The organism is Actinosynnema pretiosum, assembly GCF_024171695.1.
GTDB lineage: Bacteria > Actinomycetota > Actinomycetes > Mycobacteriales > Pseudonocardiaceae > Actinosynnema > Actinosynnema pretiosum.
Window position 1 is genome coordinate 527,979 of the sequence record NZ_JAMTCF010000003.1, and the last position, 23,246, is coordinate 551,224.

A 23,246-nucleotide genomic window follows, 5' to 3' on the forward strand; every position below is an offset into this window, starting at 1 on the left:
GTCGTTTTGTGAGAGTTAAGTGTGGGTTGATCTTGGTCCTATCGACCCGCTCATACCCCTGTCATCCCGACACTGAGCCTCGAACGCGGCCGATGGCGTTGAGTCAAGGTATTCGTTCCAGCCTTGACGCGGCGTCGCCGGCCGCTGTCATGCTCGCGGCGTCGGGGTGGTTCGGCCTGGTGCCCGCCGAGCGTTCCCGCGGATTCGTCTAGGGCCTCATCGGTGGCAAGGCGGCGCAGCCATCGCGGCAGTCGAGCGCCGTGCACAGCAGCTTGGGTGACTGCGCTGGCGCTCGTAGGGAGCCGGGGACGAACCAGGCTCGGATCGGGTCGGCCGTCAGCTGGCGTCTGAGGTCCGGCGCGCAGCGCCGCCCGGCCGACCGGCGCAGCGAAGCGGATGCCGGGCGTGCCGGGATGGATGCTGGTGAAGCGCCAGACCGCACGCGCCGCCTTGATCCTGTAGAGCCGTATTCGGCAACATCATCCATCGAACAATCAAGCTTTCATCCGGTCTAGACGGAGCTGCGAGGAAGATCAGTTTCTAGTCGCCTGTGATCCAGCTTGATGGAACTAGCGCGCGGCCATCCCGCCACGTCTCGACGATGGCGTCCTGGAACCATGCTTCGCTTTTAAGGTCGGCATGGTCTGTGATAATGGCTTGGAAGTTTCTGCTCTTTGCCTCGGCAAGGCCATGAAAAAGAACAATAATCCGCGAGAGTGCAGCCCTGTCCTCATCGAGAAGTTCTGATGCATCGCCAGGAGTTTGGTCGGCAGGAAAGTACACCTGAGAAGGCTGATCGATCACCATGAATCGGGGAACCGGTGACTGATGTTCAATAAAGTAGTTATGAAGAGACAAGAGTGTGACGACGTGATATCCGAGCCAGTTCTCGCCGCTACCAATCTCCTGCAAGCTCCGCGGACCGGATTCTGTATCAACTACGACCGTGAGGTTGCGATAGTTCAAGCGAACTGGCGAGTTCGAATGCTCCAAGCCCAACCTGCTGGCAAGTCGTGTCATAGTGCTGGAGACGCGCGATATGGCGCTTTCAAGCCTTTGAGCGACTGTGTCTGGATCCAGTTCGACTCGTAGCGTCTCGGCGCGTCCCTGCAATGTGGAGAGCAGCTCGGAGACTGCAATGTCGCTGACAGGCCCTGCTGCGTTTTCGAGATATAGGCTGATTCTGCCGCGGACAAGCGCTCGCCGCACGGCACGATCGCGCGCTACTTGAAGGCGTTGCTGGTTCCCGATTGCTTCATCGATCTCGGTCTGGTTTGATCGGAGAAGTTCGCTTATTTGCTGACGGTTCTCTCTAATTTCCGCAAAGGCATTCTGAATTGCCGGGATGTTCTCCCGTACAGCACTTATTTGAGCATCAATTTCTGTCAGGTGATTCCGCAGCTCTGAAACGAGTGTGACAGGTGTGGAAATGCGTGAATCGCAAACTGGGCAGACGTCGGAATTGTTCGTTTCTGAATTGGTCAGGCGAAGCAGCTCGATGGATTGAAGTCGGGCCCCTTGTTCTGCGGCTTCTCCATTAAAATCTGTATGCGCAGACAGAAGCTTTTGAAGATTTTCTGACTCAATCCGCAAGGCTTGACTGCGTTGCCTCAGGTTGTTCCGAGTCTCGAATAGCGCATCCAGAGCTTCTGATGTCAGCTCTTCATCTATTGGGCGGTCAGGATCTGAGTCGATAGCAAGCTGCAAAAGCTGTATGGCCTGTGACTGATCAATTTCTGAACTGTCGGTAACTTGAATCAGGTCAACTTCCTCTGCTTCCCGCAGAAGCCCTATCGTTCGCCCTGATACCCCGCTGATTGTGACAGCTTCATGAATTGTTCGTGTCAGGCTCTTTATCTCACGATCAAGGTTCCGAAGTTCAACTCTTTTGGAGAGGTAATCTCTGTCTACTGTCCCCAGAAAATATGGAAGTGCATCCTTTATCGCTTGATCAGCGAATTGCTGACCTTGGGAGTGGAACAATATCGTTGGGTTTGCGATCTCCTCCTGTGCCTGGAACACAAAGTACAGACTGTGGCGGATGTTTACTGCAAACCGATCGCGAGTTCCGCTGCCAACCTCGGTCTGGTTTCCCTGGATTCCGGCTAGGCGGGAGAGGAGCGATCTAGCGCCGGCCAGATCGACATTGTCTGCCAAAGATTCAAGCAGCGGGGCGTCCGCACTGTCTCCATCACGGAAGCTTATGTGCATTGTTGACGTCGTGTTCTTGCCTTCGCGAGGCAGCCCGCGTGAAGTTAAGGCTATTCCCTGGTCGGTCTGAAGCTCCAGGGCGAAGCGCTGCACATACTTTCGAATTACTCCTGTGGGCACGTGGCAGCTCTTGCTGCCAAGGCAGTAATCGATAATGTGCAAGACCGAGGTCTTGCCAGTCTTAGAGGCACCAGTGATGACGTTCAAAGAGTTCAACTTGAACGTCAGTTTTCTTACGTCCCCAAGCTTTGAGTAGAGGTAAATTGCGCGGATCTGAAAGGTCATGGTCGTACCCCAAGAAGTGCCGCCACGGTGGAATCGCTGCCGCTCAGTGAAAACCATCTGCCGAGAAAATACGATGCCCTCTGGCACTCCTGGACTTCGACGGTTAAGCCTGAGATCTTTTTAGTGGGGCCACGGCCAGATACGTGAAGGCGACCGCGAGAAATTGTGTACAGGTCGTAGTGCAACCCGAACATTAGAGCATCGTTCAGATAAGGTATTAGGGCGCGGCAAGCAGGCGCAATCATTGTCAGTTCACGCGCATGTTCTTGCGTCCAACTGCCGAGCTTGCTTGATACCGTCATCGTCAATAGCTCACGTATGTCTGACCGCAAAGACATCGTTGTGGCTACAAAGGCCAGAAATGTTGAAATGCCCGCACTGTTTTCGGAGGCTGTTCCTTCAGCCGCCCGACGAACTAGAAGGGCAAGAAAGGCAGGGTTGTAGAGCGCGGCTTCCTCTGGTGGTCGTCCGGTCCTATACCTAGACACTCTCACTCACCGGCTCAAGCAGAGCGATCAGCTTGGCAACATATTCAGGGTGCCATCCGACTCGCTGTTCATCTGCGAGCAGGTGATACGATCCGCGGGTAACAAAAGGCTCAGTGCAGTTCGGCCTAATTGGGGCGGGGAAAGCTTGCTCTACCCATCGGTATACTTCTTTGGCTGCCGCAATTTTCTCAGCCTCGGCCGCTTCTGGAGATATCTCATCAGCGATTCGATCGAAAACGATCTCCCACTCTTCTACCAGTCGTCTCTCGAATTGATCGATCTCACCTGGGAGTACAAGACCATGTCGTAGCCATTGAGATCTTTGTGTGTAAGCGCGTAGATAGTCCCGCACTGCGGTCTGTATTCGTTTGGCGCTGATGCTTGCCCAGGATAGTTGGTGGTAGAAGATTCGGTCGAAAAATTTATCTAGATCCACCTGAAGCTCAGAGGCGATTGCCGAGTCGATCGGAAGATTATCGGGACGAAGCTGATCGCGAAGTTCCATGGTGAAGGCATCAAGGTCTGCCGCATTGATCCCATCGCGCTTGCCAGCCATGCAATCCATACATTGCTGAAACCACCAGCCTTCCAGTCTTTGCATGATGTAGTCGAGGTGGTTCCCGCGCGTACCGACTCGAAAGAACTTCTTAATTCTTTCTAGTACCGCGTCGTTGTCATCGCTCTTGGCGAGCACGTGAACTGAATTTAGTAGATCAAGCTTCGTTTGATCCGTCAGCTTGCCGTAAGCTTCGACTGCCTTTTTGAGTTCTTGATTCTTTGTCTTTTTTGCGGCGGTATCGAGACACTCTTTCGCTTTGTTGATATCTCGCTTTGCTTCGTCCGGTTGAAGGAAGTATCCCGCAGAGTCGGGAGTTAGTTCGGCGGTGGTTATCAGATAGAGTGTCGTCTCAGATGTGACGATCGTCTTCTTGAAAATTCCGTCGGACCATATCCGTAGCGTTTTCCAGAGGTCCGTAGAGTAGTCGGTAAGCTGGACCCCTTCTTTGCGGAGTTTGAGTTGCCGAAGCTCGCGTCCAGCGCCATCTATGATCTCGACGTCATCTGCTGATTCGATGGAGATGCTCCAGTCGAGACCGGTGGTCTGGATTTTTTCAAGGGCCCGGTGCAGCGAGTATCTGAACTGATACGCATATCCGAGTGCTGAGGCGCTCGCCTCAAACTTGGAATCGCTGCTCATAGGCCCTCTTCTCTTAAACCTTGAGATGAAGGTTACTGTGGGTGTTCGCTAGTGTCATTAACCCATCGGCGTTCACCTCCAGAGTGTTACCCCCCCCATCGCAGGTGAGCATGCCCTGATCGGGTCTCCTTCAGGAGCTGATGTGGACGTTCTGGCTAGACGTGCGGCAGAGCTAGCACGTGATCAGCTAGCAATCGAGAAGCCTCGTCGATGGAGACATGTCCAAGGCGTTGCGCTCAGGGCGCGGCTCGCGGGTCGGTTGTTCGAGGCTCACGAGAATGTCTCGGGGGCACTGCGGATCGCTGTCCGGGACAAGGCGCTGGACACGAACCCGGTCAGGGAGGCGGAACCGCTGGAGGCTGGCCGCAAGAAGAGTCCGCGGGCGCTCACGCTGGAGGAACGGGTCCGCTGGCTCGACATGCTGGAGTCGCACCCCAAGGCCGTGAAGCGGGACCTGCCTGACCTGTCGCGCTTCATGATGGCCACGGGCGTTCGCATCGGTGAGGCGCTGGCCGTCTACTGGGAGGACGTCGACTTTGAGGCTGGCACGGTCGCCGTGAACTACACGGTGATCCGGGTCAAGGACATCGGGCTGATCCGGAAGTCGACCAAGACGGAGGCCGGTGAGCGAACGCTCCTGCTCCCACGATGGGCGCTCGACATGCTCCAAAGGAGGCGCAAGACCACCAGCTTCCCGAACGGGGCCGGTCTTCCCGGATGCCCTTGGTGGGCTCCGCGACCCGTCCAACACCCGGAAGGACCTCCGGAAAGCGAGGGGCGGCGACGAGTTCGCCTGGGTGACCTCGCACGTCTTCAGGAAGACGGCGGCGACCATCCTCGATGAGGCGGGGCTTTCCGCGCGGCAGGTCGCGGACCAGCTCGGCTACGCTCGGCCGTCCATGGCGCAGGACACCTACATGGGTCGGAAGCTGGTCGACCGGCGGGCCGCTGACGCCCTGGAGGACGCGCTCGGCGGCCCGAAAGGTGATCAAGCTGAAGACGACGAAGTTGAATGACCAGCGGTTTTGTGTGGGTTAAGTGTGGGGAAACCCAGACAAAGCGAAATCCCCAGGCCTGTGACCTGGGGCTTTGGTGGGCCGCCAGGGACTCGAACCCTGAACCCGAAGATTAAAAGTCTCCTGCTCTGCCAATTGAGCTAGCAGCCCTCACCCCACAGCTTAGCGGAGCGCGCCCCCTCCTAGCCCGTCCCCGGCCCCTGCCTCCCGCAGTCGCCGGGTGTGCCCCCCGACACGTTCCGCCGTTCCCCCACGCGCACCCCCTACGTCCAGCTATCTTCGTCACCAGACGAAGCTGGGAGGTTCGTTGGGAGAGTTCGCCGCCGCCGCGCTGTCGTTCCCCGCCGTCGTGCTCGGGGTTCCGCTGGTCCTGGTGGTGGTGTTCTGGCTCCTCGCCGTCCTCGGCGTGCTCGACTCCGACGACGTCGGCTTCGAGCTGGGCCTCGGGCTCGGGGACTTCCCGGCCGCCATCTCCGTGTCGCTGCTCGTCGCGGTGTCCTGGTTCGCCTCCCTGGCGGGCGGGGTGCTGGTCGACCAGGCGGACCTGCCGCCGGTTCCGCACACCCTGCTGGACCTCGGCGTCCTGCTGCTGTCGCTGCTGCTCGGGCTGCTCCTCACCCGCCTCGCGATCGAGCCGTTCCGCAAACCGGAGCGGTCCGCCTCGCGCGTCGACTTCGTCGGGCGCACCTGCGTCGTGCGGACCGGCACGGTCACCTCCGACTTCGGGCAGGCCGAGGTCACCTCGGCCGACGGCTCGTCCGCGCTCGTGCAGGTGCGCCAGACCGGTCGCGACCCCTTCGCGGCGGGGGACACGGCCGTGATCTACCAGTACGACCCGGACGGCGAGTTCTTCTGGGTCGTGCCGCTGAACTCTTCGCTGTAGGGGGTTTTCCGGGAATGGGTGCCATCACCACGGGCCTCGGCGTGCTCATCGCCGTCGGCGCTCTCGTCCTGATCGCGCTGCTGATCGTCGTCAGCCGGTTGTTCCGCAAGGTCGAGCAGGGCAAGGCCCTGATCGTGTCCAAGGTGCGCAAGGTGGACGTGACGTTCACCGGCGCCGTCGTCATGCCGGTGCTGCACCGCGCCGAGATCATGGACATCTCGGTCAAGACGATCGAGATCCGCCGCGCGGGCACCGAGGGGCTGATCTGCCAGGACAACATCCGCGCCGACATCCGGATCACGTTCTTCGTGCGCGTCAACAAGACCGTCGAGGACGTCATCAAGGTCGCCCAGGCGATCGGCACCGCCCGCGCCAGCGACGAGGCCACCCTGCAGGAGCTGTTCAACGCCAAGTTCTCCGAGGCGCTCAAGACCGTCGGCAAGCAGCTCGACTTCGTCGACCTCTACACCCACCGCGACGAGTTCCGCGACCGCATCATCCGGGTGATCGGCACCGACCTCAACGGCTACAGCCTGGAGGACGCGGCGATCGACTACCTGGAGCAGACGCCGATGGCGCAGCTCAACCCGACGAACATCCTCGACGCGCAGGGCATCCGCAAGATCACCGAGCTGACGGCGATCGAGCACGTGCGCACCAACGAGTTCCAGCGCACCGAGGAGAAGGAGATCACCCGCCAGAACGTCGAGGCGCGCGAGACGATCCTGGAGCTGGAGCGCCGCCAGGCCGACGCGGAGATCAAGCAGAAGCGCGAGGTCGAGACGCTGCGGGCGCGCGAGGAGGCCGAGATCTCCAAGGTGCAGGCCGAGGAGCGGCTCAAGGCCAGCGCCGCGCACCTGCGCACCGAGGAGCAGCTCGGCATCCAGCACGAGAACAAGAACCGCGAGATCGCCGTCGCCGAGAAGAACCGCGAGCGCGTGATCGCGATCGAGTCCGAGCGCATCGAGAAGGACCGGCTGCTGGAGGTCGTCTCCCGCGAGCGCGACACCGAGCTGGCGCGCATGGCCGCCGAGCGCGAGGTCGAGGGCGAGAAGCGCTCGGTCGCCGAGGTCGTGCGCGAGCGCGTCGCCGTGGAGAAGACGGTCGCCGAGCAGGAGGAGAACATCAAGCGGCTGCGGGCCGTGGAGGAGGCCGAGCGGGAGCGCCAGGCCACCGTCATCCGGGCCGAGGCCGAGGCGCAGGAGGGCCTGGTCAAGGACATCAAGGCCGCGGAGGCCGCCGAGGCCGCCGCGAAGTTCAAGGCCCGCGAGGAGCTCGTGCTCGCCGAGGCCCGCCAGCAGGCCGCCGAGCTGGACGCCCGCGCGATGATCCGCCTCGCCGAGGGCAAGCAGGCCGAGGCCGCCGCCGAGGGCCTCGCCGACGCGCAGGTCCGCGAGCGCTCCGCCGCCGCCGTGGAGAAGGTCGGCCGCGCCGAGGCCGTCGTGGAGCGCGAGAAGGCGCTCGTCGCCGCCGAGGCGATCCGCGAGAAGCTCAAGGGCGAGGCCGAGGGCCTGGCCGAGAAGGCGGGCGCCATGGCCGCCATGGACGAGGTCACCCGAGGCCACGAGGAGTACCGCCTGCGCCTGGAGGCCGAGAAGGAGATCCGCCTCGCGGGCATCGACGTGCAGCGGCAGGTCGCCGAGTCGCAGGCCACCGTCCTGGCCGCCGGGCTGGAGAAGGCCGACATCGACATCGTCGGCGGCGAGACCGCGTTCTTCGAGCGCATCGTCGGCGCGATCTCGGTCGGCAAGAGCGTCGACGGCTTCGTCGAGCACTCCGACGTCGCCCGCACCCTGGTCGAGCCGTGGCTCAACGGCACGTCGAGCTTCACCGACGACGTCACCCGCGTGCTCGGCTCGTTCGGCACCGAGGACGTCAAGAACCTCACCGTGTCCGCCGCGCTCCACCACATGATCAGCGCGGGCGGCCCCGACGCCGACAAGCTCCGCAAGCTGCTCGACCACGCCACCCGCCTCGGCGTCGCCGAGCGCCCCGTCGCCGCCCTCGCCGCGCAGTCGTGACGGCCGCCCTCGACGCGGGCGCGTACGAGGTCCTCCGGGCCCGGCTGGCCGACCAGGCCGCCGGGCTCGCTCGGGGGGCCGAGGCGCTCAACACCCGCAGGCTTGAGGCGTTCGGCGGCGCGGAGCTGCGCCTGCTCGGCACCGAGCGCGTCCGCACCGGGGCCAACCTGGTCCCGGTCGACGTGGTCGAGGTCGCGGGCTTCCTGCTCGTCGGCTACCACGCCCCGGCCGCGCTGCGCGGCGACGAGACCGCCGTCGCCGACGTGCTCTCCCTGCACCGCCGCACGACCGGGAGCGGTGACGCGGACGGGAGCGGCGGCGCCGGAGCGGGCGAGGCCGGGGAGTCCGAAGTGGACTCCGCCGCCCTGGTCGACGCCGCCGACGACGACCTGCCCGGCCTCCTGCGCGACCCCGGCTTCCTGCGCGACTTCGCCGAGCTGCACCGCTACTACCGCCAGGCCCGGCTGGTCCGGCTGCGCCGCGTCGAGGGCAGGCTGCTCGCGGTGTTCCAGACCGGCGCCCGCGCCCAGGACACCCGCGTGCTGCGCTGGGAGGTCGGCGTCGACGGCGCCGTGCGCTACCTGGACAACCGGGGCGAGCGCGACCACGTCCACCCGCCGACCCACGACTTCACCTGGACCCCGGCCACCCGCGAGGACCACGTCCTCGGCCGCCACCCGCACATCTCCGTGCAGGGCGAGGTCTACGTCTCGGCGGTCGGCGGCTCGCTGGTGCTCAAGACCGAGAACGACCCCGACTCGGACCGGGCGGTCCTGCGCGAGCCGGTCGACGACCCGCTGCAGAGCCTGGCCGACGCCGACGTCGAGCACGCCCGCGTCGGCCCGCTGGTGCTGATCAGGGTCCGCCCGTACAACGAGACCGCCTGGCGCCACCTGGTCTTCAACACCCGCACCGGCGCCGCGACCCGGCTCGACGGCATCGGCCCCTCCTGCCTCCGCCTGCCCGACGACCAGGGCCTGGTCTTTCCCGGCGGCTACCTGCTCGCCACCGGCGCGGCCCGCACGTTCGACGGCGCCGACACCGAGGGCCTGGCGTTCGAGCGCGTCGTCCGCTCGCCCAACGGCGAGGACGTCCTCTACGCCTTCCGCGCCGACGACCGCGCGCTCCTGCTGCCCTACAACGTGATCCGCAAGGAGGTCGCCACCCCGCTGCCGTGCCGGGGCCACGCCCTGTTCGACGACGGCGGCCTCGTGCTGCTGCGCGCGGGCTCCGACGAGCCGACCAGGGTGCACCCGGTCCAGGTGTGGCTGACCCCGTTCCAGTCCGACACGCACGCCGCCGCCCAGCGCACCGGAACCGGCCCGCTGGAGCGGGTCGGCAACGCGGACCTGGTGCGCGGCATCTCCGACTGCCTGTCGGTGGTGGCCGCAGCCGAGGAGTCCGAGCCGACCGCCGCCGTGTTCGAGGCGCTGATCGCCGCGTGCGCCAGGGTCGTGGACACCCACCACTGGCTCGGCGACGCCGACCTCGGCGACCTGCGCGCCCCGGTGCTCAAAGTGCGCGCCACCGCCCAGCTGGTGCTGGACGAGTTCGAGACGGTCCGCCAGCTCACCGAGCAGGCGCGGGGCGCGCTCTCCGCCGCCGACGAGCGGGTCACCGCGCTGCTGCGCCGCGCGCACAGCGACGTGCTCGACACCGCCGACTCCTGGGTGCGGCTGCTCACCGACCTGCGCGGCGCGCAGGGGAACCTGGTGACGCTCAAGGAGATGCGCTACGCCGACGACGAGCGCATCGACGGCCTGGTGTCCACGTTGGACGGTGAGATCGCGTCGGTCGGCGCCCGCGCCGTCGCGTTCCTCGGCCGCGAGGACGCCTTCGCCGAGCACCAGGACCAGGTGGACTCGCTGCTGGCCAAGGCGACCGAGCTGCGCACCACCGCCGAGGCCGCCCCGCTGACCGAGGAGCTGCTCGCCCAGCAGCGCGGACTCGAAGTGCTCACCGAGGTCGTCGGCGGGCTCGACATCGCCGACGCCACCGCCCGCACCTCCGTGCTGGAGCGCATCGGCTCCGTGCTGGCCGGGCTCAACCGGGTCCGCGCCACCGTCGACGGCCGCCGCCGCGACCTGGTCGCCGCCGAGGGCCGCGCCGAGTTCGCCGCCGAGCTGGCGCTGCTCGGCCAGGCCGTCACCGGCGCGATCGCCGTCGCCGACACCCCGGAGCGCTGCGACGAGCAGCTCGGCGGGCTGCTGCTCAAGCTGGAGAACCTGGAGTCCCGCTTCGGCGAGTTCGACGACTTCCTCGCCCGGCTGTCCGACAAGCGCACCGACGTCTACGAGGCGTTCTCCTCCCGCAAGCAGGCGCTGCTGGACGAGCGGGCCCGCCGCGCCGACCGGCTCGCCGCCTCCGCCGACCGGGTGCTCGCGGGCGTGGCCCGCCGGGTCGCGGGCCTGTCCTCGCAGGACGAGGTCAACACCTACTTCGCCTCCGACCCGATGGTCGTGCGGCTGCGCTCGGTCGCCGACGAGCTGCGCGGGCTCGGCGACCAGGTCCGCGCCGAGGAGCTGGACGGCCGCGTGCTGGCCGCGAGGCAGGAGGCCGGGCGGGCGCTGCGCGACCGGCTGGAGATGTTCGACGGCGACGCGATCAAGCTGGGCGGCCACCGGTTCGCGGTCAACACCCAGCCCGTCGACGTGACCCTGGTGCCCAAGGACGGCGGCATGGCGTTCGCGGTCACCGGCACGGACTTCCGCGCCCCCGTGCGCGATCCGGGGTTCGAGGCCACCGCGCCGTTCTGGGCGCAGGCCGTGGTCTCCGAGACCGCCGAGGTGTACCGGGGCGAGCACCTGGCCTCGGCCGTGCTGGCCGAGCAGCCCGCCGACGAGCTGCGCGTCGGCGCCGAGGCCGGGACGCTGCCCGAGCTGGTCAGGCACGTCGCCGAGAGCAGGCTGGACGAGGGCTACGAGCGCGGCGTGCACGACCACGACGCCGCGCTGCTGCTGGCCGAGCTTGTCCGCCTCGCCGACGGCGCGGACGTCCTGCGCTACCCGCCCGCGTCCCGCGCCGCCGCCCAGTACCTGTGGGCGGGCGCCGACGAGGACGACCGCCGCCGCTGGTCGCTGCGCGCCGCGTCGCTGGGCCGCGCGCGGGCCAGGTTCGGCCGCTCCGCCGCCGTCGACGCGCTGTGCGCCGAGCTGGCCGAGCGGGCGGGCGACCCGCTCGCCGGCGAGTACCTGTTCGAGGAGCTGTGCCGGACCCCGCTGGCGTTCGCCTCCGGGACCAGGGCCCGCGCGCTGACCGAGGCGTTCCACCGCGCGCTCGGCGACCGCTCCGAGCTCGACGCCGACCTGGCCGCGCTCGCCGACGACGTCGACGCCCGCCGCGCCCTCGTCCAGGGCTGGTACGAGGCGTTCCTCGGCGGGGTCGCCGACCCGGACCTGCCGGAGGCCGTGGCCGCCGAGGTGTGCCCCGACCTGCCGCGCCGCCCGGTCGACGCGCCCGTCGAGTCCGAGGTGACCGGCCTGCTCGGCGACCACCCGAGGATCACCGGCGGACGGCTGGCGGTGCGGCTGGACGAGCTGCTCGCCAGGACCGCCGCGTTCCGCGCCGACCGGGTCCCCGCGTTCCGCGCCTACCAGCGGCTGCGCAACGACCTGGTCGCCCGCGAGCGCGACCGGCTGCGGCTGGACGAGCACCGGCCCAAGGTGATGGGCGCGTTCGTGCGCAACCGGCTGCTCGACGAGGTCTACCTGCCGCTGATCGGCGACAACCTCGCCAAGCAGCTCGGCGCGACCGGCGCGGCCAAGCGCACCGCCCAGATGGGCCTGCTGCTGCTCATCTCCCCGCCCGGCTACGGCAAGACCACCCTGGTCGAGTACGTCGCCGACCGGCTCGGCCTGCTGCTGGTCAAGGTCAACGGCCCCGCGCTCGGCCACGGCGTCACCAGCGTCGACCCGGCCGACGCGCCGAACGCCACCGCCCGCCAGGAGGTCGAGAAGGTCAACTTCGCGCTGGAGGCGGGCAACAACGTCCTGCTGTACCTGGACGACGTGCAGCACACCTCCCCGGAGTTCCTGCAGAAGTTCATCTCGCTGTGCGACGGGCAGCGCCGCATGGAGGGCGTCTGGGAGGGCCGCACCAGGACGTACGACCTGCGCGGCAAGCGGTTCGCGGTGTGCATGGCGGGCAACCCGTACACCGAGTCCGGCAAGCGGTTCCGCATCCCCGACATGCTCGCCAACCGGGCCGACGTGTGGAACCTCGGCGACGTGCTGTCCGGGCGGGAGGAGCTGTTCTCCCTGTCCTACGTGGAGAACGCGCTGACCGCCAACCCGGTGCTGGCCCCGCTGTCCTCCCGGTCCCGCGAGGACCTGGAGCTGCTGGTGCGGATGGCGGCGGGCGAGCGGATCAGCCGGGACCGGCTCGGCCACACCTACCCGGCGGCCGAGCTGGAGCAGGTGCTGTCGGTGCTGCGGAAGGTGCTGCGGCTGCGCGAGGTCGTGCTGGCGGTCAACCGCGCCTACATCGCCTCCGCCGGTCAGGCCGACGCGTCCCGCACCGAGCCGCCGTTCCTGCTCCAGGGCTCCTACCGGAACATGGCCAAGCTGGTGGAGAAGGTCGTGCCGGTGATGGACGAGGCCGAGCTGGAGGCCGTCCTGGACGACCACTACCTCGGCGAGGCGCAGACCCTCACCTCCGGCGCGGAGGCGAACCTGCTGAAGCTGGCGGAGCTGCGCGGGGTGCTGGACGACGCGCGGGCGCGCCGCTGGGCCGAGGTGAAGGCCGGGTACCTGCGGGAGAAGGCGCTGGGCGGCGGGGACGACCCGCTGGCCCGCGCGGTCGGCGCGGTGGGCCTGCTGGCCGACCGGGTCGAGGAGGTCCGCAAGTCGATCGACGGGCTGCGCGGCTAGCGGCGGTCCCGCGCGGCGGTGGCCGGGGTCAGTACCGGCCCCGGTCGCCGAGGAAGCAGCCGACGCCGTCCCGGTTGCCGTCCAGGCCGTGCCGGTCCTGGCCGGGCACCAGGATGATCCCCACGCCCCGGTTGCGCAGCCACGAGCACGAGTCCTCCACGTACCAGGGGATCAGCCAGGGCACGCACGACCCGGTGGTCCAGTAGGCCCGGTCGCACACGCCCTGCGGCTGCGTGGCCTGGGTGGTCGTCGGCGGGGTCGGCCGGACGCCCGGCGGCGGCTGGCCCGCGTCCGACCCGCTCTCCGGCGGGGACCCGCCCGGCGGCTGACCGCTGGGGGGCGCGGACGGCTCGCCACCGGTGCTGGTCGGCGGCTGCGGGAGCGGCGGCGTGCTCGGTCGCGTGGTCGTGGTCGGCACGGCGGTGTCCGCGCTCTGCTCGCCGACCGGTTCCACCTCGGCCCTGACCTCGGTGGGCGCGGGCAGCGGCGGCGGGGTCGGCGAGCGGCCCAGCAGGTCGGTCGTGTGCGTCGCGCTCAGCAGCCCGGCCCCCGGCTGCGCGACGACCCGGCGCGACTCCACCGGCCTCGGCGCGTTGGCCGAGATCAGCAGCACCGCCAGCATCGAGGCGGCCACCGTCGCGACGCCTCCGGCCAGGAGCGCCCGTCTCCCACTGCTCATCCCCCGCACCCGTCCCGACGGCATCCCACGGTGTCACGTGGAATCGCTGGTCAGCGGCCATCCGTTACCGCTGGGCGATTCTTCACCCACTCCGGGCAACGCCCGCAAGGGCGCGGCGCATCGGGGGGACGAGGACTGCCCGGACGGGCAGCGCCGGAGCACCATGGCGACGTGGACCAAGGACTGCTCGGCCCGATGACGGTCACCTGGCAGCTCCACGCCGACCCGGCGATGTGGGTCGCGGGGATCACCAGCCTGAACCTCCAGGCGCTGCACCCGCGCGCGGTCGCGGGCGTGGTGCAGAACTCGGACTTCCGGACCGACCCGCTCGGCAGGCTCAGCCGCACCGCGAGCTTCGTCGGCGTCACCACCTACGGCACCACCGACCAGGCCGAGCGCGCCGCCCGGCGGGTCAGGGCGGTGCACCGGGCGCTGCGCGCGACCGACGAGCACGGGCGCGCGTTCCCGCTCGACGAACCGGACCTGCTGCTGTGGGTGCACTGCGCCGAGGTGTCGTCCTTCGCGACCGTGGTGCGCCGCGCGGGCTACCGGCTGAGCCCCGCCCAGGTCGACCGGTACTACCGGGAGCAGCGGCGCGGGGCCGAGCTGGTCGGGCTGCGGGCGCGGGACGTGCCGGGCAGCGCGGGCGAGATGGCGGACTACTTCGCCGGGGTGCGCCCCCTGCTGCGCCGGACCCCGGACTCCGAGCTGGTGCACGACTTCCTGAGCCGCCCGCCGCTGCCGGGAGCGCTGCGGCACGCGCTGGCCGCGTACGAGCCGCTGCTGGGGCGCCTCGCGTACTCGCTGCTGCCGGACTGGGCGATCGAGCTGCACGGCCACCCCGCCCACCCGGCCGCGCGGGCCACCCGGCTGCTGCGCGGCCTGCGGGCGGCGGCCAGGCTCGTGCCCGCGCCGCTGCGGTGGAGCGTGCCTGACCGGCACCTGGTGCGGGCGATCCGGCGGGGCGGCCTGGCCGTGGTGCCGCGCAGGGCGCTGCTGCCCCGGCCGTGACCCCTGGAAGCACATCCGGAGCCGTTCCGGAAGGGTGCGAACAACCCCTTTATTGATCCATTAGGGGGACTTCGTTGAGCTTTTGAGACGTACCGCACATCCGGCATTCGGACCCGGCTGCTTAGCATTGCTGGCGGCTTGGTGCGCGATCCGCACCACGTTCCCGGACGACGAGAGGCGTGCGAGCGGATGCGTTACCGGAAGCTGGTCATGGCGATCACGGGGTCTGCGGTCCTGGCGGCGACGGCCGCCTGCGGTGGCGTGGACCAGAGCACCCTGGAGGGCAAGGCGGACGACGGGACCCTCACCGTCGGCATCCGCTACGACCTGCCCGGCATGTCCCAGCGGCGGATCGACGGCGAGTTCGTCGGCTTCGACGTCGACGTGGCCAAGTACGTCGCCGCCCAGTTCGACGTCCAGCCGAGCGGCATCACCTGGCGCGAGGTCCGGCCCGCCGACCGCGAGAAGCTGATCGCCTCCGGCGAGGTCGACCTGATCGTCGCGAACTACTCGATCACCGAGCCGCGCAAGCAGCAGGTCGGCTTCGCGGGTCCGTACTTCCAGACCGGGCAGGGTCTGCTCGTCCGCGCCACCGAGGAGGCCGTCACCGGCACCGAGGCGCTGAGCGGGAAGAGGCTGTGCTCGGTCACCGGGACGACCTCGGCGGCGAAGGTCAAGGAGGAGTTCGCGCAGGACGTCGAGCTGGTCGAGTACGGCCAGTACTCGGACTGCGTGACCGCCCTGCTCGCGGAGCGGGTCGACGCCGTGACCACGGACGAAGCCATCCTGACCGGCTTCGTCGGGCAGAACCCGGAGCTGCTCAAGCTCGTCGGCGAGCCCTTCACGACCGAGCGCTACGGCGTCGGCCTGGCCAAGGACGACGCCTCGGGCAAGGCCAAGGTGGCCTCGGCGATCGAGAAGATGGTGAGCACCGGGGAGTGGAAGGCGGCCCTTGACCGCAACCTCGGCAGCGCCGAGGTCGAGCTTCCGGAGCCTCCTCAGGTCACCGAAAAGTGATCACTCGGAAGTGATGGTTCCTCGCACTCGGTAGTGCTGGCGGGGTTGTCCCGATACTCTCGCCTGCGCAGGCCGTGGTTTCTGTGTCGTGTCACACGCTCGCGGAACAACACGCGGGCGTGCCTCTTCCCGCTTGCGTCGGCGGGGAGAACGCCCCCGGGACGGCCGGGGCCGCACCGTGCAGCCCCAAGCTTTCCTGCGATGGAGGCAGGCGGATGGCAGAGGGCACTGTCAAGTGGTTCAACGCTGAGAAGGGCTACGGCTTCATCGCCCAGTCCAACGGCGGACCTGACGTCTTCGTGCACTACTCGGAGATCCAGGGCAACGGCTTCCGCACGCTGGAGGAGAACCAGCGGGTGGAGTTCGAGATCGGCCAGGGCACGAAGGGGCCGCAGGCCCAGAACGTGCGAGCCTTCTGAGCGAACCCCGCCGGGGGCGCCGCCGACCGCGGCCGAAGGCTTCCCCACGACGGACCGAGGGCGCCGTCCCAGACCCTGGTGGGTCGGGGGCGGCGCCCTCGGCGTTCGTCTCGGGGGATCGGCCCGCTGGGGAGCCTCACCCGCATGGGTGCACACCGTACGGGCGGCACCTCGTCACGGAGCGCTACATCATGCCGCGCTGGCGGGCTTCCCACTCCAGCCGCTGCATGACCCACTCGGTGGCCAGCGCCTGCGGCGAGGTCTGCCGCTCGGCGGCCAGCTCGCGGAGCTGCTCGTTGGCCATGAGCTGGAGCCGGAGCTGGTAGACCTGCGCGTTGCCGAAGCTGGAACCGGAGCCGGTCGTCTCCGCGTCGACGGTCTCCGGCGCGAGCGCGGCGAGGTACGACGTCAGCTCGTCGTCGCCGCCACCGACCGGACCACCCGCTTCGGGTTGCTCGGAGCGGTGCTTGCTGGACCTGCGTCCCAGGGAACCAAGAGCCACCGCGCCACGATAACGGTCCGGTTGCGGAACACCTAGGCGTGTGGCGCGGGTCACAGTTCTTGTGGCATGGAGAGGCCCCCGCGCCAGGGGGAGGAACGCGGGGGCCGGAGGGGATCTCCACAGGTGCTGACCGGGGGTCTGTCAGCAATTCGGATTCTTGCACGCGCTCGTGCGCCACGGGAGTGGGTGCGCGGAAATTCTTCAGCCCGCGGTCGACCGGAACCCGCGCAGGCGCAGGCTGTTGGAGACCACGAACAGGCTGGAGAAGGCCATCGCGGCCCCCGCGAGCATGGGGTTCAGCAATCCGAGCGCCGCGATCGGCAAACCGGCGACGTTGTAGGCGAACGCCCAGAAAAGATTTCCCCTGATGGTCCGCAGCGTTCGCCGGGACAACCGGATGGCGTCCACCGCGACCCGCAGGTCGCCGCGCACCAGCGTCAGGTCGCCCGCCTCGATGGCCGCGTCCGTGCCGGTGCCCATCGCCAGCCCCAGGTCCGCCGCCGCCAGCGCGGGCGCGTCGTTCACGCCGTCGCCGATCATCGCGACCACCCGGCCCTGCTCCTGCAACCGCCGCACCGCGTCGACCTTGCCCGACGGCAGCACCCCGGCGATCACCTCGTCGATGCCGACCTCGGCGGCCACCGCGCGCGCCACCACCTCGTTGTCCCCGGTCAGCAGCACCGGCCGCAACCCCAGCCCGCGCAGCCCCCGCACCGCCTCCGCGCTGGTCGGCTTCACCGCGTCGGTCACGCCCAGCAGCCCCAGCGGCAGCCCGTTCGCGGTCACCGCCACCACCGTGCGGCCCCGCCCCTCCAGCTCCCGCCCGGCCGCCACCAGCTCCTCGGGCAGCCGCGCCGACGTCAACCGGCCGACCTCGACCCGCCGACCCCCCAGCACCGCCGACACCCCGACGCCCGCCTCGTTCGCGAACCCGGTCACCGGCGGCAGCTCGCCGACCTCGGCCCCGGCCCCGCGCACCACCGCCGCCGCGATCGGGTGCTCCGAGCCGTGCTCGGCCGCCCCCGCCACCCGCAGCAGCTCCGCCCGCTCCACGCCGGGCGCGGGCGCCACGTCCACCAGCTCCAGCCGCCCGGTCGTCACCGTGCCGGTCTTGTCCAGCACCACCGTGTCCACCCGCCGGGTCGACTCCAGCACCTCCGGCCCCTTGACCAGGATGCCCAGCTGCGCGCCCCGCCCGGTGCCCACCAGCAGCGCGGTCGGCGTCGCCAGCCCCAGCGCGCACGGGCACGCGATCACCAGCACCGCCACCGTCGCCGTCATCGCGAACTCCACCGGGGCCCCGGACAGCAGCCACCCGGCCAGCGTCACCAGCGCGATGCCCAGCACGATCGGCACGAACACCGCCGACACCCGGTCCGCGAGCCGCTGCACCTCGGCCTTGCCGGACTGCGCCTGCTCGACCAGCGCCGCCATCCTGGCCAGCTGGGTGTCCCCGCCGACCCCGGTCGCCTCGACCACCAACCGGCCGCCCGCGTTGACCGACCCGCCGACCACCCCGTCGCCGACCCCGACCTCCTCGGGCGCAGACTCGCCGGTGACCATCGACCGGTCGACCGCCGACGCGCCGTCGACCACGACCCCGTCGGTCGCGATCCGCTCGCCCGGCCGCACCGCGAACCGGTCGCCGACCCGCAGCTCCGCCACCGGCACCCGGACCTCGCGGCCGTCCCGCAGCACCGCGACGTCCTTCGCGCCCAGCGCCAGCAGCGCCCGCAGCGCGGCGCCCGCCCGCCGCTTCGACCTGGCCTCCAGCCAGCGGCCGAGCAGCAGGAACAGCGTCACGCCGACGGCCACCTCCAGGTAGACGTCACCGGTCGACGACGGGCGCGGCACCAGGCTGAACCCGTGCGTCATGCCCAGCTCGCCCGCGCCGCCGAGCACCAGGGCGTAGACGGACCACAGGTAGGACACCGTGACGCCCATCGACACCAGGGTGTCCATCGTGCTGGCCCCGTGCCGCAGGTTGACCGCCGCCGCGCGGTGGAACGGCCAGCCGCACACCCACACCACGGTGGTGGCCAGCGCGAGCGAGAGCCACTGCCAGGCGGGGAACTGCCAGGCGGGGACCATCGACAGCGCGATGACCGGCACGCCGAGCACGGCGGCGAGCTGCACCCGCAGCCGGAGGTCGCCCGCGTGGTCGTCCTCCTCCGGCTCGGGGGCGCGGTCCGGTTGTGGCGCTTGCGCTCCGTAACCGGCCGCCTCGACCGTGGAGACCAGGTCCGCCACCTCGGTGCCGTCCGGGTACTCGACGCTCGCCTTCTCCGTGGCGTAGTTGACCGAAGCGGTCACCCCGTCGAGCTTGTTGAGCTTGCGCTCGATCCGGTTGGCGCACGACGCGCAGGTCATGCCGGTGATGGCCAGCTCGACCCGGCTGGTCCCGGTCTCCGCAGTCGTCATGACCGTCAGCCCACCAGCTCGTAACCGGCCTCGGTGACCGCGGCCTTCACCTCGTCGAGGCCCAGCTCGCGATCGCTGGTCACGGTGACGGCGCCGCTCTCCAGCACGACCGAGACGTCGGTCACGCCCGCGATCCCCGTCAGCTCCTCGGTGACGGAGCTGACGCAGTGACCGCAGGTCATGCCGGTGACGGTGTAGGTGGTGACAGCCATGTCCACTCACTCTCCTCGAAGGCCGTTAGCGCTTCCGAGGATACCCCCAGGGGGTAGTCGTGGGTCAGGCGGAGTCGTCCGAGGGCTTCTCCAGCTGCGTGACCTCCCCCTCCAACCGCTCCACGAGCTGCTCCAGGCCCGCGAGCATCCCGTCCAGCTCGCCCATCTTGTCGCTCATCAGCGCGTCCAGGTCGGCTTCCAGCGAGGCCAGCGACAGGCCTGCGAACACCGCCTGCGGGTCCGCGAACGGCACGTGCGGCGCGTCGGGCGTCTCAGCGCTGGGCTGTTCGGGTGAGACGTCGGTGATCTCCCCGGCCGCCTGCGCGCTCACCTCCTCGGGCGTCGGCTCGGTGGTCTGCTCCTGCTGCTTGCCGGGTTCCGGCTGGGTCATGGGGTACCGCCCTCCTGTTCGCCGCCAAGCACACCACGAGTGCTCCGGGGGCCGTGCGCTTGCACGGAAAGTAACGCTGCGTGGACCCTGAATCACTCTCCGGGGGGCTGCGGCACTTCGCAGGGCTCGCTTAGCCTCGCGCCAACCTCAAGTCGGGGAGGCGTCATGAGCGGGTCCCTAGAAGTTCGGCAGTTCCTGTGGAACCAGGACGAGATCGGGTCGAGGCCGGGCGGAGGAGGAGTCCCCGCCCAGCGAACCGGGGAGCCGTCGCGCGTCTCCGACGAACAGGTCCACCGGGCGCGGCTGTCGGTCGCGCGTGGGGCCACCAGCGCCGAGGACTGCAAGCTGCTGCTCGACATGCTCGGCCTGTCGCCGGGCGAGGACGGCGGCATCCCACCCGTGCAGCGGTGACCGGGCGCCCGCTCCCCCGCGCGTGGGGGAGCGGCCGTCGGGGTTCGACGCACCACGAGCACCACCCGCGCCTGTCCTGGCGCGGGTGGTGCTCTGCGTTTCACGGCCTCCTCCACACCCGTGCGGGGAAGGGGCAGGCGGGCCGGAGGGCGTTCCAGGGGCGGCGCGGCACCGCTCCTGCGGGTGGACGGGTGGGCTGCCCGGTCCGGTGGCTCCTGAGGGCCCTGCGGGGCCTGGGCGCCCGGTGTGCGGCGCGGGACGCGCGCGAGGAAGCCGTTCGCCGCGCCCCGCTCCACCCGCCGGTCGCTCCCTCCCGCCCCGTCCGGTGGTGGCTCGTCCGAGTGGTGTCGGCGGGGCCGGAGCGGGTAGTCGGGGAGGGGTCGCTCGGAGCGGTGAGCCCGTTCGGGGTGGTCGGTTCCAACGGCTTACCCCCTCCTCGGCGTCGAATGCGCCGGGCGGCGGGCCCCGAGATCGCGGATTCGGCGCGGCGGTGACCCTGAAATCGCAGGTCACCTCACTTGTGGACCCCCCGTTTTGGAGTATCTGGCATCTGTGTTCTATAGTTACGATGCTTCCAACGACAGCGGTTGGAGGGCCTGGGAAGAAGGTGGCCCACCAGGGCTGCTGGAGGAACGAAGGTCCCCATCGTCTAGCGGCCTAGGACCCCGCCCTTTCAAGGCGGTAACGCGGGTTCGAATCCCGTTGGGGGTACGCAGTAGAGTAGGGTACGATCTGCACGAAGCAAGGCCCAGTGGCGCAGTTGGTTAGCGCGTCGCCCTGTCACGGCGAAGGTCGCGGGTTCGAGTCCCGTCTGGGTCGCAAGGCTGTTCGGCTGAGGCCGGGCCAGCTACCTGGCCAGGTAGCTCAGTTGGTACGAGCGACCGCCTGAAAAGCGGTAGGTCGGCGGTTCGACCCCGCCCCTGGCCACCAACAACATTCGAAAGCCCCGCAGGGATTCCTGCGGGGCTTTCGCTTTTCCCGCACTTCGCCCCCGAATTCGCCGGTGGCGTTCGATCAGTCGAATCGGACCACCGCGATCGCCTGGTCGTCGTGCACTTTCGCGCGTCGCCAACGAGTGCGATCCCGATCACGTTCCTCGGCCGCGCGGATCTCGTCCAGCACCGCCCCCGGCCCATTCCGAAATGCGATCCGCGTCACTTCGCGCCACCGGAACAGCCCGTAGTCGTCCACCCCGCAGGACACGCCGTCCGTCGCGAGCACCGCCGTCGACACCGCGCTCCTCGGCCAGCTCCGCCGCACCGCCATCCCGGCCGCCGCCGGATCGGCCTCGGCCACCCAGAACCCGCCGGGCCGGTTCCGCCAGTCGGTGACCTTCGCCACTGCCCCGCGCAGCTCGCGGAGCCGGTGGTCGGCCACGACCTCGCCCTCCTCGGGGATCGGACCGCCGGGCGGGCCGAAGACCACGACCGGGCTGTCCGCCAGCACCAGCGCGTCCACGGTCTCGGCCGACCAGCGCAGGATCGCGACCGTGCTGGACGGCGAGTCGCCGGGGACCAGGCCGTGCCTGGCGCGGAGCCGGTCGATCGCGCCCGCCAGCTCCTCGGCGAGATCGCCCAGCAGCGGCCCGGTGAACTCCTCGGCCAGCGCCCGCGAGTGCCAGCCGCCGTCGCGCTCCCTCGGCGTGGGCGAGGTGGCCCCGTCGAGCAGCACCACGGCGTTGTCCAGCAGGACGACCCGGTCCTCGGTGGGGCGGGGCAGCCCGTCCAGGCCGACGCCCGGCCGCTCGGCGGTGCTGATCCGGGGCGCGCTGGTCACGGCGCCAGCCTAGAGCGGCGTCAACCTGGGTTGACAAACCCGGATCTGTCAACCAAGGTTGACGGCATGACGGAAGCGACGCAACTCGCCTCGGCGGCGGGAGATCGTGATCCGGGGGTGGGGCTGCGGGCGGTCAGCGCGCTCCGCAAGCTCCTGGAGCACCTCGAATCGGCGCAGGTCCGCAACGCGCGGGCGAACGGGTGGTCGTGGCAGGAGATCGCGGCCGAGCTGGGGGTCACCCGGCAGGCCGTCCACAAGAAGCACGGGGGAGAGCGATGATCGGGGAGCGGTTCACCAGGGAGGCGCGCCAGGCGGTCGTGGCGGCGGTGGGGGAGGCGGAGCGGACCGGGGCCAGGCAGGTCGAACCCGAGCACCTCGCGCTCGCGCTGCTCGGCGCGCCCGCGCTCGCCGGGTTCGACCTGCCGCGCGACGAGGTCGCCGCCGAGTTCGCGGACATCCGCCGCAGGGGCGGGCTGACCGGCGCCGACGTCGAGGCGCTGCGCGGACTCGGCATCGACGTGGACGAGGTGCTGGGCGCGGCGGAGCGCTCGCTCGGCGGGGCGGGGGCGGCGACCGGGACCAAGCGCAAGTGGCGGCTGTTCGGCAACCACCTGCCGTTCGCGCCCGAGAGCAAGCAGGCGCTGAACCGCAGCCTCACCGAGGCGCTCGACCTCGGCTCGTCGACGCTCACCGCCGACCACCTCGTGCTCGCGCTGCTCGGCGCGCGCGGACCGGTGTCCGAGGTGCTCGGGGCGAGGGGCGCCCGGTACGTCGAGGTCAGGAAGCTGGTCGCGGCTCCACGTACGTGACCAGCGGCAGGAACGCCTGGGTGAGCGGGCCGATGGCCAGCGCGTACAGCACGGTGCCCACGCCGACCGTGCCGCCGAGCAGCCAGCCGATCCCCAGCACCGCGATCTCCACGGTGGTGCGCACCAGGCGCAGCGAGGTCCCGGTCCGCGCGCAGAAACCCGTGGTCAGGCCGTCGCGCGGGCCGGGGCCGAGCCGGGCGCCGATGTAGGTGGCGGCGGCCAGGCCGTTGAGCACGATGCCGAGGCCGAGGAACGCGGCCCGCCACGGCAGCGAGGTCGGCTCGGGCAGCACGGCCAGCCCGGCGTCCACCGCGACGCCGATGACCACGATGTTCGCCAGCGTGCCCACGCCCGGCCGCTGGCGCAGCGGGATCCAGCACAGCATCACCAGCACGCCGACCAGGGCCGTGATCGTGCCGAAGGACAGGCCGGTGCGCTGCGCCAGGCCCTCGTGCAGCACGTCCCACGGGTCCAGCCCGAGGGTGGACCGGATGTGCAGCGCCATGCTCGTGCCGTACAGCCACAGGCCGGCGAACAGCTGGGGCAGGCGGCGAACGGGTGCCGTGGTGACGGGCAACTGGGTCAGGGCGGCGAGCATGTGGCCATCTTCAGCCCGCGTTCATCGAAC

The 23,246-nt window shown here is 69.3% G+C and carries 21 protein-coding genes and 4 tRNA genes; 14 read left to right on the forward strand and 11 right to left on the reverse strand.

Going from position 1 to position 23,246, the window contains the following annotated elements; genetic code table 11:
• Positions 1-540: 540 nt before the first annotated feature.
• From LV78_RS08865 to LV78_RS08870, 3 genes are read right to left on the reverse strand one after another with little or no spacing between them, the layout of a single operon-like run.
• Complete coding sequence (locus LV78_RS08865) at positions 541-2,496, reverse strand: DUF3732 domain-containing protein (RefSeq protein ID WP_253844224.1); 1,956 nt, start codon at positions 2,494-2,496, stop codon at positions 541-543.
• Positions 2,493-2,990, reverse strand: a complete 498-nt coding sequence (locus tag LV78_RS41985; RefSeq protein ID WP_372494827.1) for a three component ABC system middle component — start codon at positions 2,988-2,990, stop codon at positions 2,493-2,495. Before LV78_RS41985 ends, LV78_RS08865 begins: the two co-directional genes overlap by 4 nt.
• Positions 2,977-4,182 carry an ABC-three component system protein gene (locus LV78_RS08870; RefSeq protein WP_253844225.1) on the reverse strand — a complete coding sequence of 402 codons (1,206 nt, stop codon included), beginning with the start codon at positions 4,180-4,182 and terminating at the stop codon, positions 2,977-2,979. Before LV78_RS08870 ends, LV78_RS41985 begins: the two co-directional genes overlap by 14 nt.
• Positions 4,183-4,324: 142 nt before the next feature.
• Here LV78_RS08870 and LV78_RS08875 point away from each other — a divergent pair, with 142 nt between their 5' ends.
• A complete protein-coding gene (locus LV78_RS08875) occupies positions 4,325-5,026 on the forward strand; it encodes a site-specific integrase (protein ID WP_253844227.1) in 702 nt (233 codons plus the stop codon).
• Positions 4,980-5,198, forward strand: a complete 219-nt coding sequence (locus LV78_RS08880) for a site-specific integrase (protein WP_253844229.1) — start codon at positions 4,980-4,982, stop codon at positions 5,196-5,198. Before LV78_RS08875 ends, LV78_RS08880 begins: the two co-directional genes overlap by 47 nt.
• A gap of 74 nt (positions 5,199-5,272) precedes the next feature.
• On the opposite strand, the gene LV78_RS08885 is transcribed toward LV78_RS08880, so the two are convergent.
• Positions 5,273-5,348, reverse strand: a tRNA-Lys gene (locus LV78_RS08885).
• A 157-nt stretch (positions 5,349-5,505) separates the two neighbouring features.
• Here LV78_RS08885 and LV78_RS08890 point away from each other — a divergent pair.
• From LV78_RS08890 to LV78_RS08900, 3 genes are read left to right on the forward strand one after another with little or no spacing between them, the layout of a single operon-like run.
• Positions 5,506-6,081: a hypothetical protein gene (locus LV78_RS08890; protein ID WP_253844231.1), complete on the forward strand. Its 576-nt coding sequence runs from the start codon at positions 5,506-5,508 to the stop codon at positions 6,079-6,081.
• A 14-nt stretch (positions 6,082-6,095) separates the two neighbouring features.
• Positions 6,096-8,102 carry an SPFH domain-containing protein gene (locus LV78_RS08895; RefSeq protein ID WP_253844233.1) on the forward strand — a complete coding sequence of 669 codons (2,007 nt, stop codon included), beginning with the start codon at positions 6,096-6,098 and terminating at the stop codon, positions 8,100-8,102.
• Positions 8,099-12,970 carry a DNA repair ATPase gene (locus LV78_RS08900; RefSeq protein ID WP_253844235.1) on the forward strand — a complete coding sequence of 1,624 codons (4,872 nt, stop codon included), beginning with the start codon at positions 8,099-8,101 and terminating at the stop codon, positions 12,968-12,970. Before LV78_RS08895 ends, LV78_RS08900 begins: the two co-directional genes overlap by 4 nt.
• Positions 12,971-12,998: 28 nt before the next feature.
• Here the strand turns inward: LV78_RS08900 and LV78_RS08905 are convergent, their stop codons facing one another.
• The gene (locus LV78_RS08905) at positions 12,999-13,649 is read right to left on the reverse strand and encodes a hypothetical protein (protein WP_253844236.1); all 651 of its coding nucleotides are present in this window, start codon (positions 13,647-13,649) and stop codon (positions 12,999-13,001) included.
• Positions 13,650-13,820: 171 nt separating this feature from the next.
• Between LV78_RS08905 and LV78_RS08910 the strand changes: the two genes are divergently transcribed.
• The 3 genes from LV78_RS08910 (at position 13,821) to LV78_RS08920 (ending at position 16,096) form a co-directional block, all read left to right on the forward strand.
• Positions 13,821-14,660, forward strand: a complete 840-nt coding sequence (locus LV78_RS08910; protein ID WP_253844237.1) for an oxygenase MpaB family protein — start codon at positions 13,821-13,823, stop codon at positions 14,658-14,660.
• Between the two features lie 189 nt (positions 14,661-14,849).
• Positions 14,850-15,677 carry a glutamate ABC transporter substrate-binding protein gene (locus tag LV78_RS08915; RefSeq protein ID WP_253844239.1) on the forward strand — a complete coding sequence of 276 codons (828 nt, stop codon included), beginning with the start codon at positions 14,850-14,852 and terminating at the stop codon, positions 15,675-15,677.
• Positions 15,678-15,892: 215 nt separating this feature from the next.
• Complete coding sequence (locus tag LV78_RS08920; protein ID WP_015805473.1) at positions 15,893-16,096, forward strand: cold-shock protein; 204 nt, start codon at positions 15,893-15,895, stop codon at positions 16,094-16,096.
• Positions 16,097-16,280: 184 nt separating this feature from the next.
• Here the strand turns inward: LV78_RS08920 and LV78_RS08925 are convergent, their stop codons facing one another.
• From LV78_RS08925 to LV78_RS08940, 4 genes are all read right to left on the reverse strand, one after another.
• Positions 16,281-16,598, reverse strand: a complete 318-nt coding sequence (locus LV78_RS08925; RefSeq protein WP_253844241.1) for a hypothetical protein — start codon at positions 16,596-16,598, stop codon at positions 16,281-16,283.
• Between the two features lie 201 nt (positions 16,599-16,799).
• On the reverse strand, positions 16,800-19,019 hold the full coding sequence (locus tag LV78_RS08930; RefSeq protein ID WP_253844243.1) for a heavy metal translocating P-type ATPase: 2,220 nt from the start codon (positions 19,017-19,019) through the stop codon (positions 16,800-16,802).
• Between the two features lie 5 nt (positions 19,020-19,024).
• The gene (locus tag LV78_RS08935; RefSeq protein ID WP_253844245.1) at positions 19,025-19,231 is read right to left on the reverse strand and encodes a heavy-metal-associated domain-containing protein; all 207 of its coding nucleotides are present in this window, start codon (positions 19,229-19,231) and stop codon (positions 19,025-19,027) included.
• A gap of 64 nt (positions 19,232-19,295) precedes the next feature.
• A complete protein-coding gene (locus tag LV78_RS08940) occupies positions 19,296-19,622 on the reverse strand; it encodes a hypothetical protein (RefSeq protein WP_253844247.1) in 327 nt (108 codons plus the stop codon).
• A gap of 165 nt (positions 19,623-19,787) precedes the next feature.
• On the opposite strand from LV78_RS08940, the gene LV78_RS08945 reads away from it, so the two are divergent.
• From LV78_RS08945 to LV78_RS08960, 4 genes are all read left to right on the forward strand, one after another.
• On the forward strand, positions 19,788-20,033 hold the full coding sequence (locus LV78_RS08945; protein WP_253844249.1) for a hypothetical protein: 246 nt from the start codon (positions 19,788-19,790) through the stop codon (positions 20,031-20,033).
• A 638-nt stretch (positions 20,034-20,671) separates the two neighbouring features.
• A tRNA-Glu gene (locus LV78_RS08950) sits at positions 20,672-20,744 on the forward strand.
• Between the two features lie 34 nt (positions 20,745-20,778).
• Positions 20,779-20,852, forward strand: a tRNA-Asp gene (locus tag LV78_RS08955).
• A 34-nt stretch (positions 20,853-20,886) separates the two neighbouring features.
• Positions 20,887-20,963, forward strand: a tRNA-Phe gene (locus LV78_RS08960).
• 84 nt (positions 20,964-21,047) lie between these two features.
• Here the strand turns inward: LV78_RS08960 and LV78_RS08965 are convergent.
• A complete protein-coding gene (locus LV78_RS08965; RefSeq protein WP_253844251.1) occupies positions 21,048-21,809 on the reverse strand; it encodes a hypothetical protein in 762 nt (253 codons plus the stop codon).
• 66 nt (positions 21,810-21,875) lie between these two features.
• On the opposite strand from LV78_RS08965, the gene LV78_RS08970 reads away from it, so the two are divergent.
• Together LV78_RS08970 and LV78_RS08975 are read left to right on the forward strand one after the other, a co-directional pair.
• Complete coding sequence (locus tag LV78_RS08970) at positions 21,876-22,088, forward strand: Lrp/AsnC family transcriptional regulator (RefSeq protein WP_253844253.1); 213 nt, start codon at positions 21,876-21,878, stop codon at positions 22,086-22,088.
• On the forward strand, positions 22,085-22,618 hold the full coding sequence (locus tag LV78_RS08975; protein ID WP_253844255.1) for a Clp protease N-terminal domain-containing protein: 534 nt from the start codon (positions 22,085-22,087) through the stop codon (positions 22,616-22,618). The genes LV78_RS08970 and LV78_RS08975 overlap by 4 nt, the downstream gene beginning before the upstream one ends.
• Here LV78_RS08975 and yczE read toward each other — a convergent pair.
• Positions 22,587-23,216, reverse strand: a complete 630-nt coding sequence (yczE, locus tag LV78_RS08980) for a membrane protein YczE (RefSeq protein WP_253844257.1) — start codon at positions 23,214-23,216, stop codon at positions 22,587-22,589. The genes LV78_RS08975 and yczE overlap by 32 nt on opposite strands.
• Positions 23,217-23,246 lie beyond the last annotated feature (30 nt).

Excerpts from the sequence above, each read along its gene's own strand:
- LV78_RS08970 (WP_253844253.1), top strand. The coding sequence starts at position 21,876 with ATGACGGAAGCGACGCAACTCGCCTCGGCGGCGGGAGATCGTGATCCG.
- LV78_RS08930 (WP_253844243.1), bottom strand. The coding sequence starts at position 19,019 with ATGACGACTGCGGAGACCGGGACCAGCCGGGTCGAGCTGGCCATCACC.
- yczE (WP_253844257.1), bottom strand. The coding sequence starts at position 23,216 with ATGCTCGCCGCCCTGACCCAGTTGCCCGTCACCACGGCACCCGTTCGC.
- LV78_RS08905 (WP_253844236.1), bottom strand. The coding sequence starts at position 13,649 with ATGAGCAGTGGGAGACGGGCGCTCCTGGCCGGAGGCGTCGCGACGGTG.
- LV78_RS08935 (WP_253844245.1), bottom strand. The coding sequence starts at position 19,231 with ATGGCTGTCACCACCTACACCGTCACCGGCATGACCTGCGGTCACTGC.
- LV78_RS08870 (WP_253844225.1), bottom strand. The coding sequence starts at position 4,182 with ATGAGCAGCGATTCCAAGTTTGAGGCGAGCGCCTCAGCACTCGGATAT.
- LV78_RS08865 (WP_253844224.1), bottom strand. The coding sequence starts at position 2,496 with ATGACCTTTCAGATCCGCGCAATTTACCTCTACTCAAAGCTTGGGGAC.
- LV78_RS08975 (WP_253844255.1), top strand. The coding sequence starts at position 22,085 with ATGATCGGGGAGCGGTTCACCAGGGAGGCGCGCCAGGCGGTCGTGGCG.
- LV78_RS08940 (WP_253844247.1), bottom strand. The coding sequence starts at position 19,622 with ATGACCCAGCCGGAACCCGGCAAGCAGCAGGAGCAGACCACCGAGCCG.
- LV78_RS08895 (WP_253844233.1), top strand. The coding sequence starts at position 6,096 with ATGGGTGCCATCACCACGGGCCTCGGCGTGCTCATCGCCGTCGGCGCT.
- LV78_RS08945 (WP_253844249.1), top strand. The coding sequence starts at position 19,788 with ATGAGCGGGTCCCTAGAAGTTCGGCAGTTCCTGTGGAACCAGGACGAG.
- LV78_RS08920 (WP_015805473.1), top strand. The coding sequence starts at position 15,893 with ATGGCAGAGGGCACTGTCAAGTGGTTCAACGCTGAGAAGGGCTACGGC.
- LV78_RS08915 (WP_253844239.1), top strand. The coding sequence starts at position 14,850 with ATGCGTTACCGGAAGCTGGTCATGGCGATCACGGGGTCTGCGGTCCTG.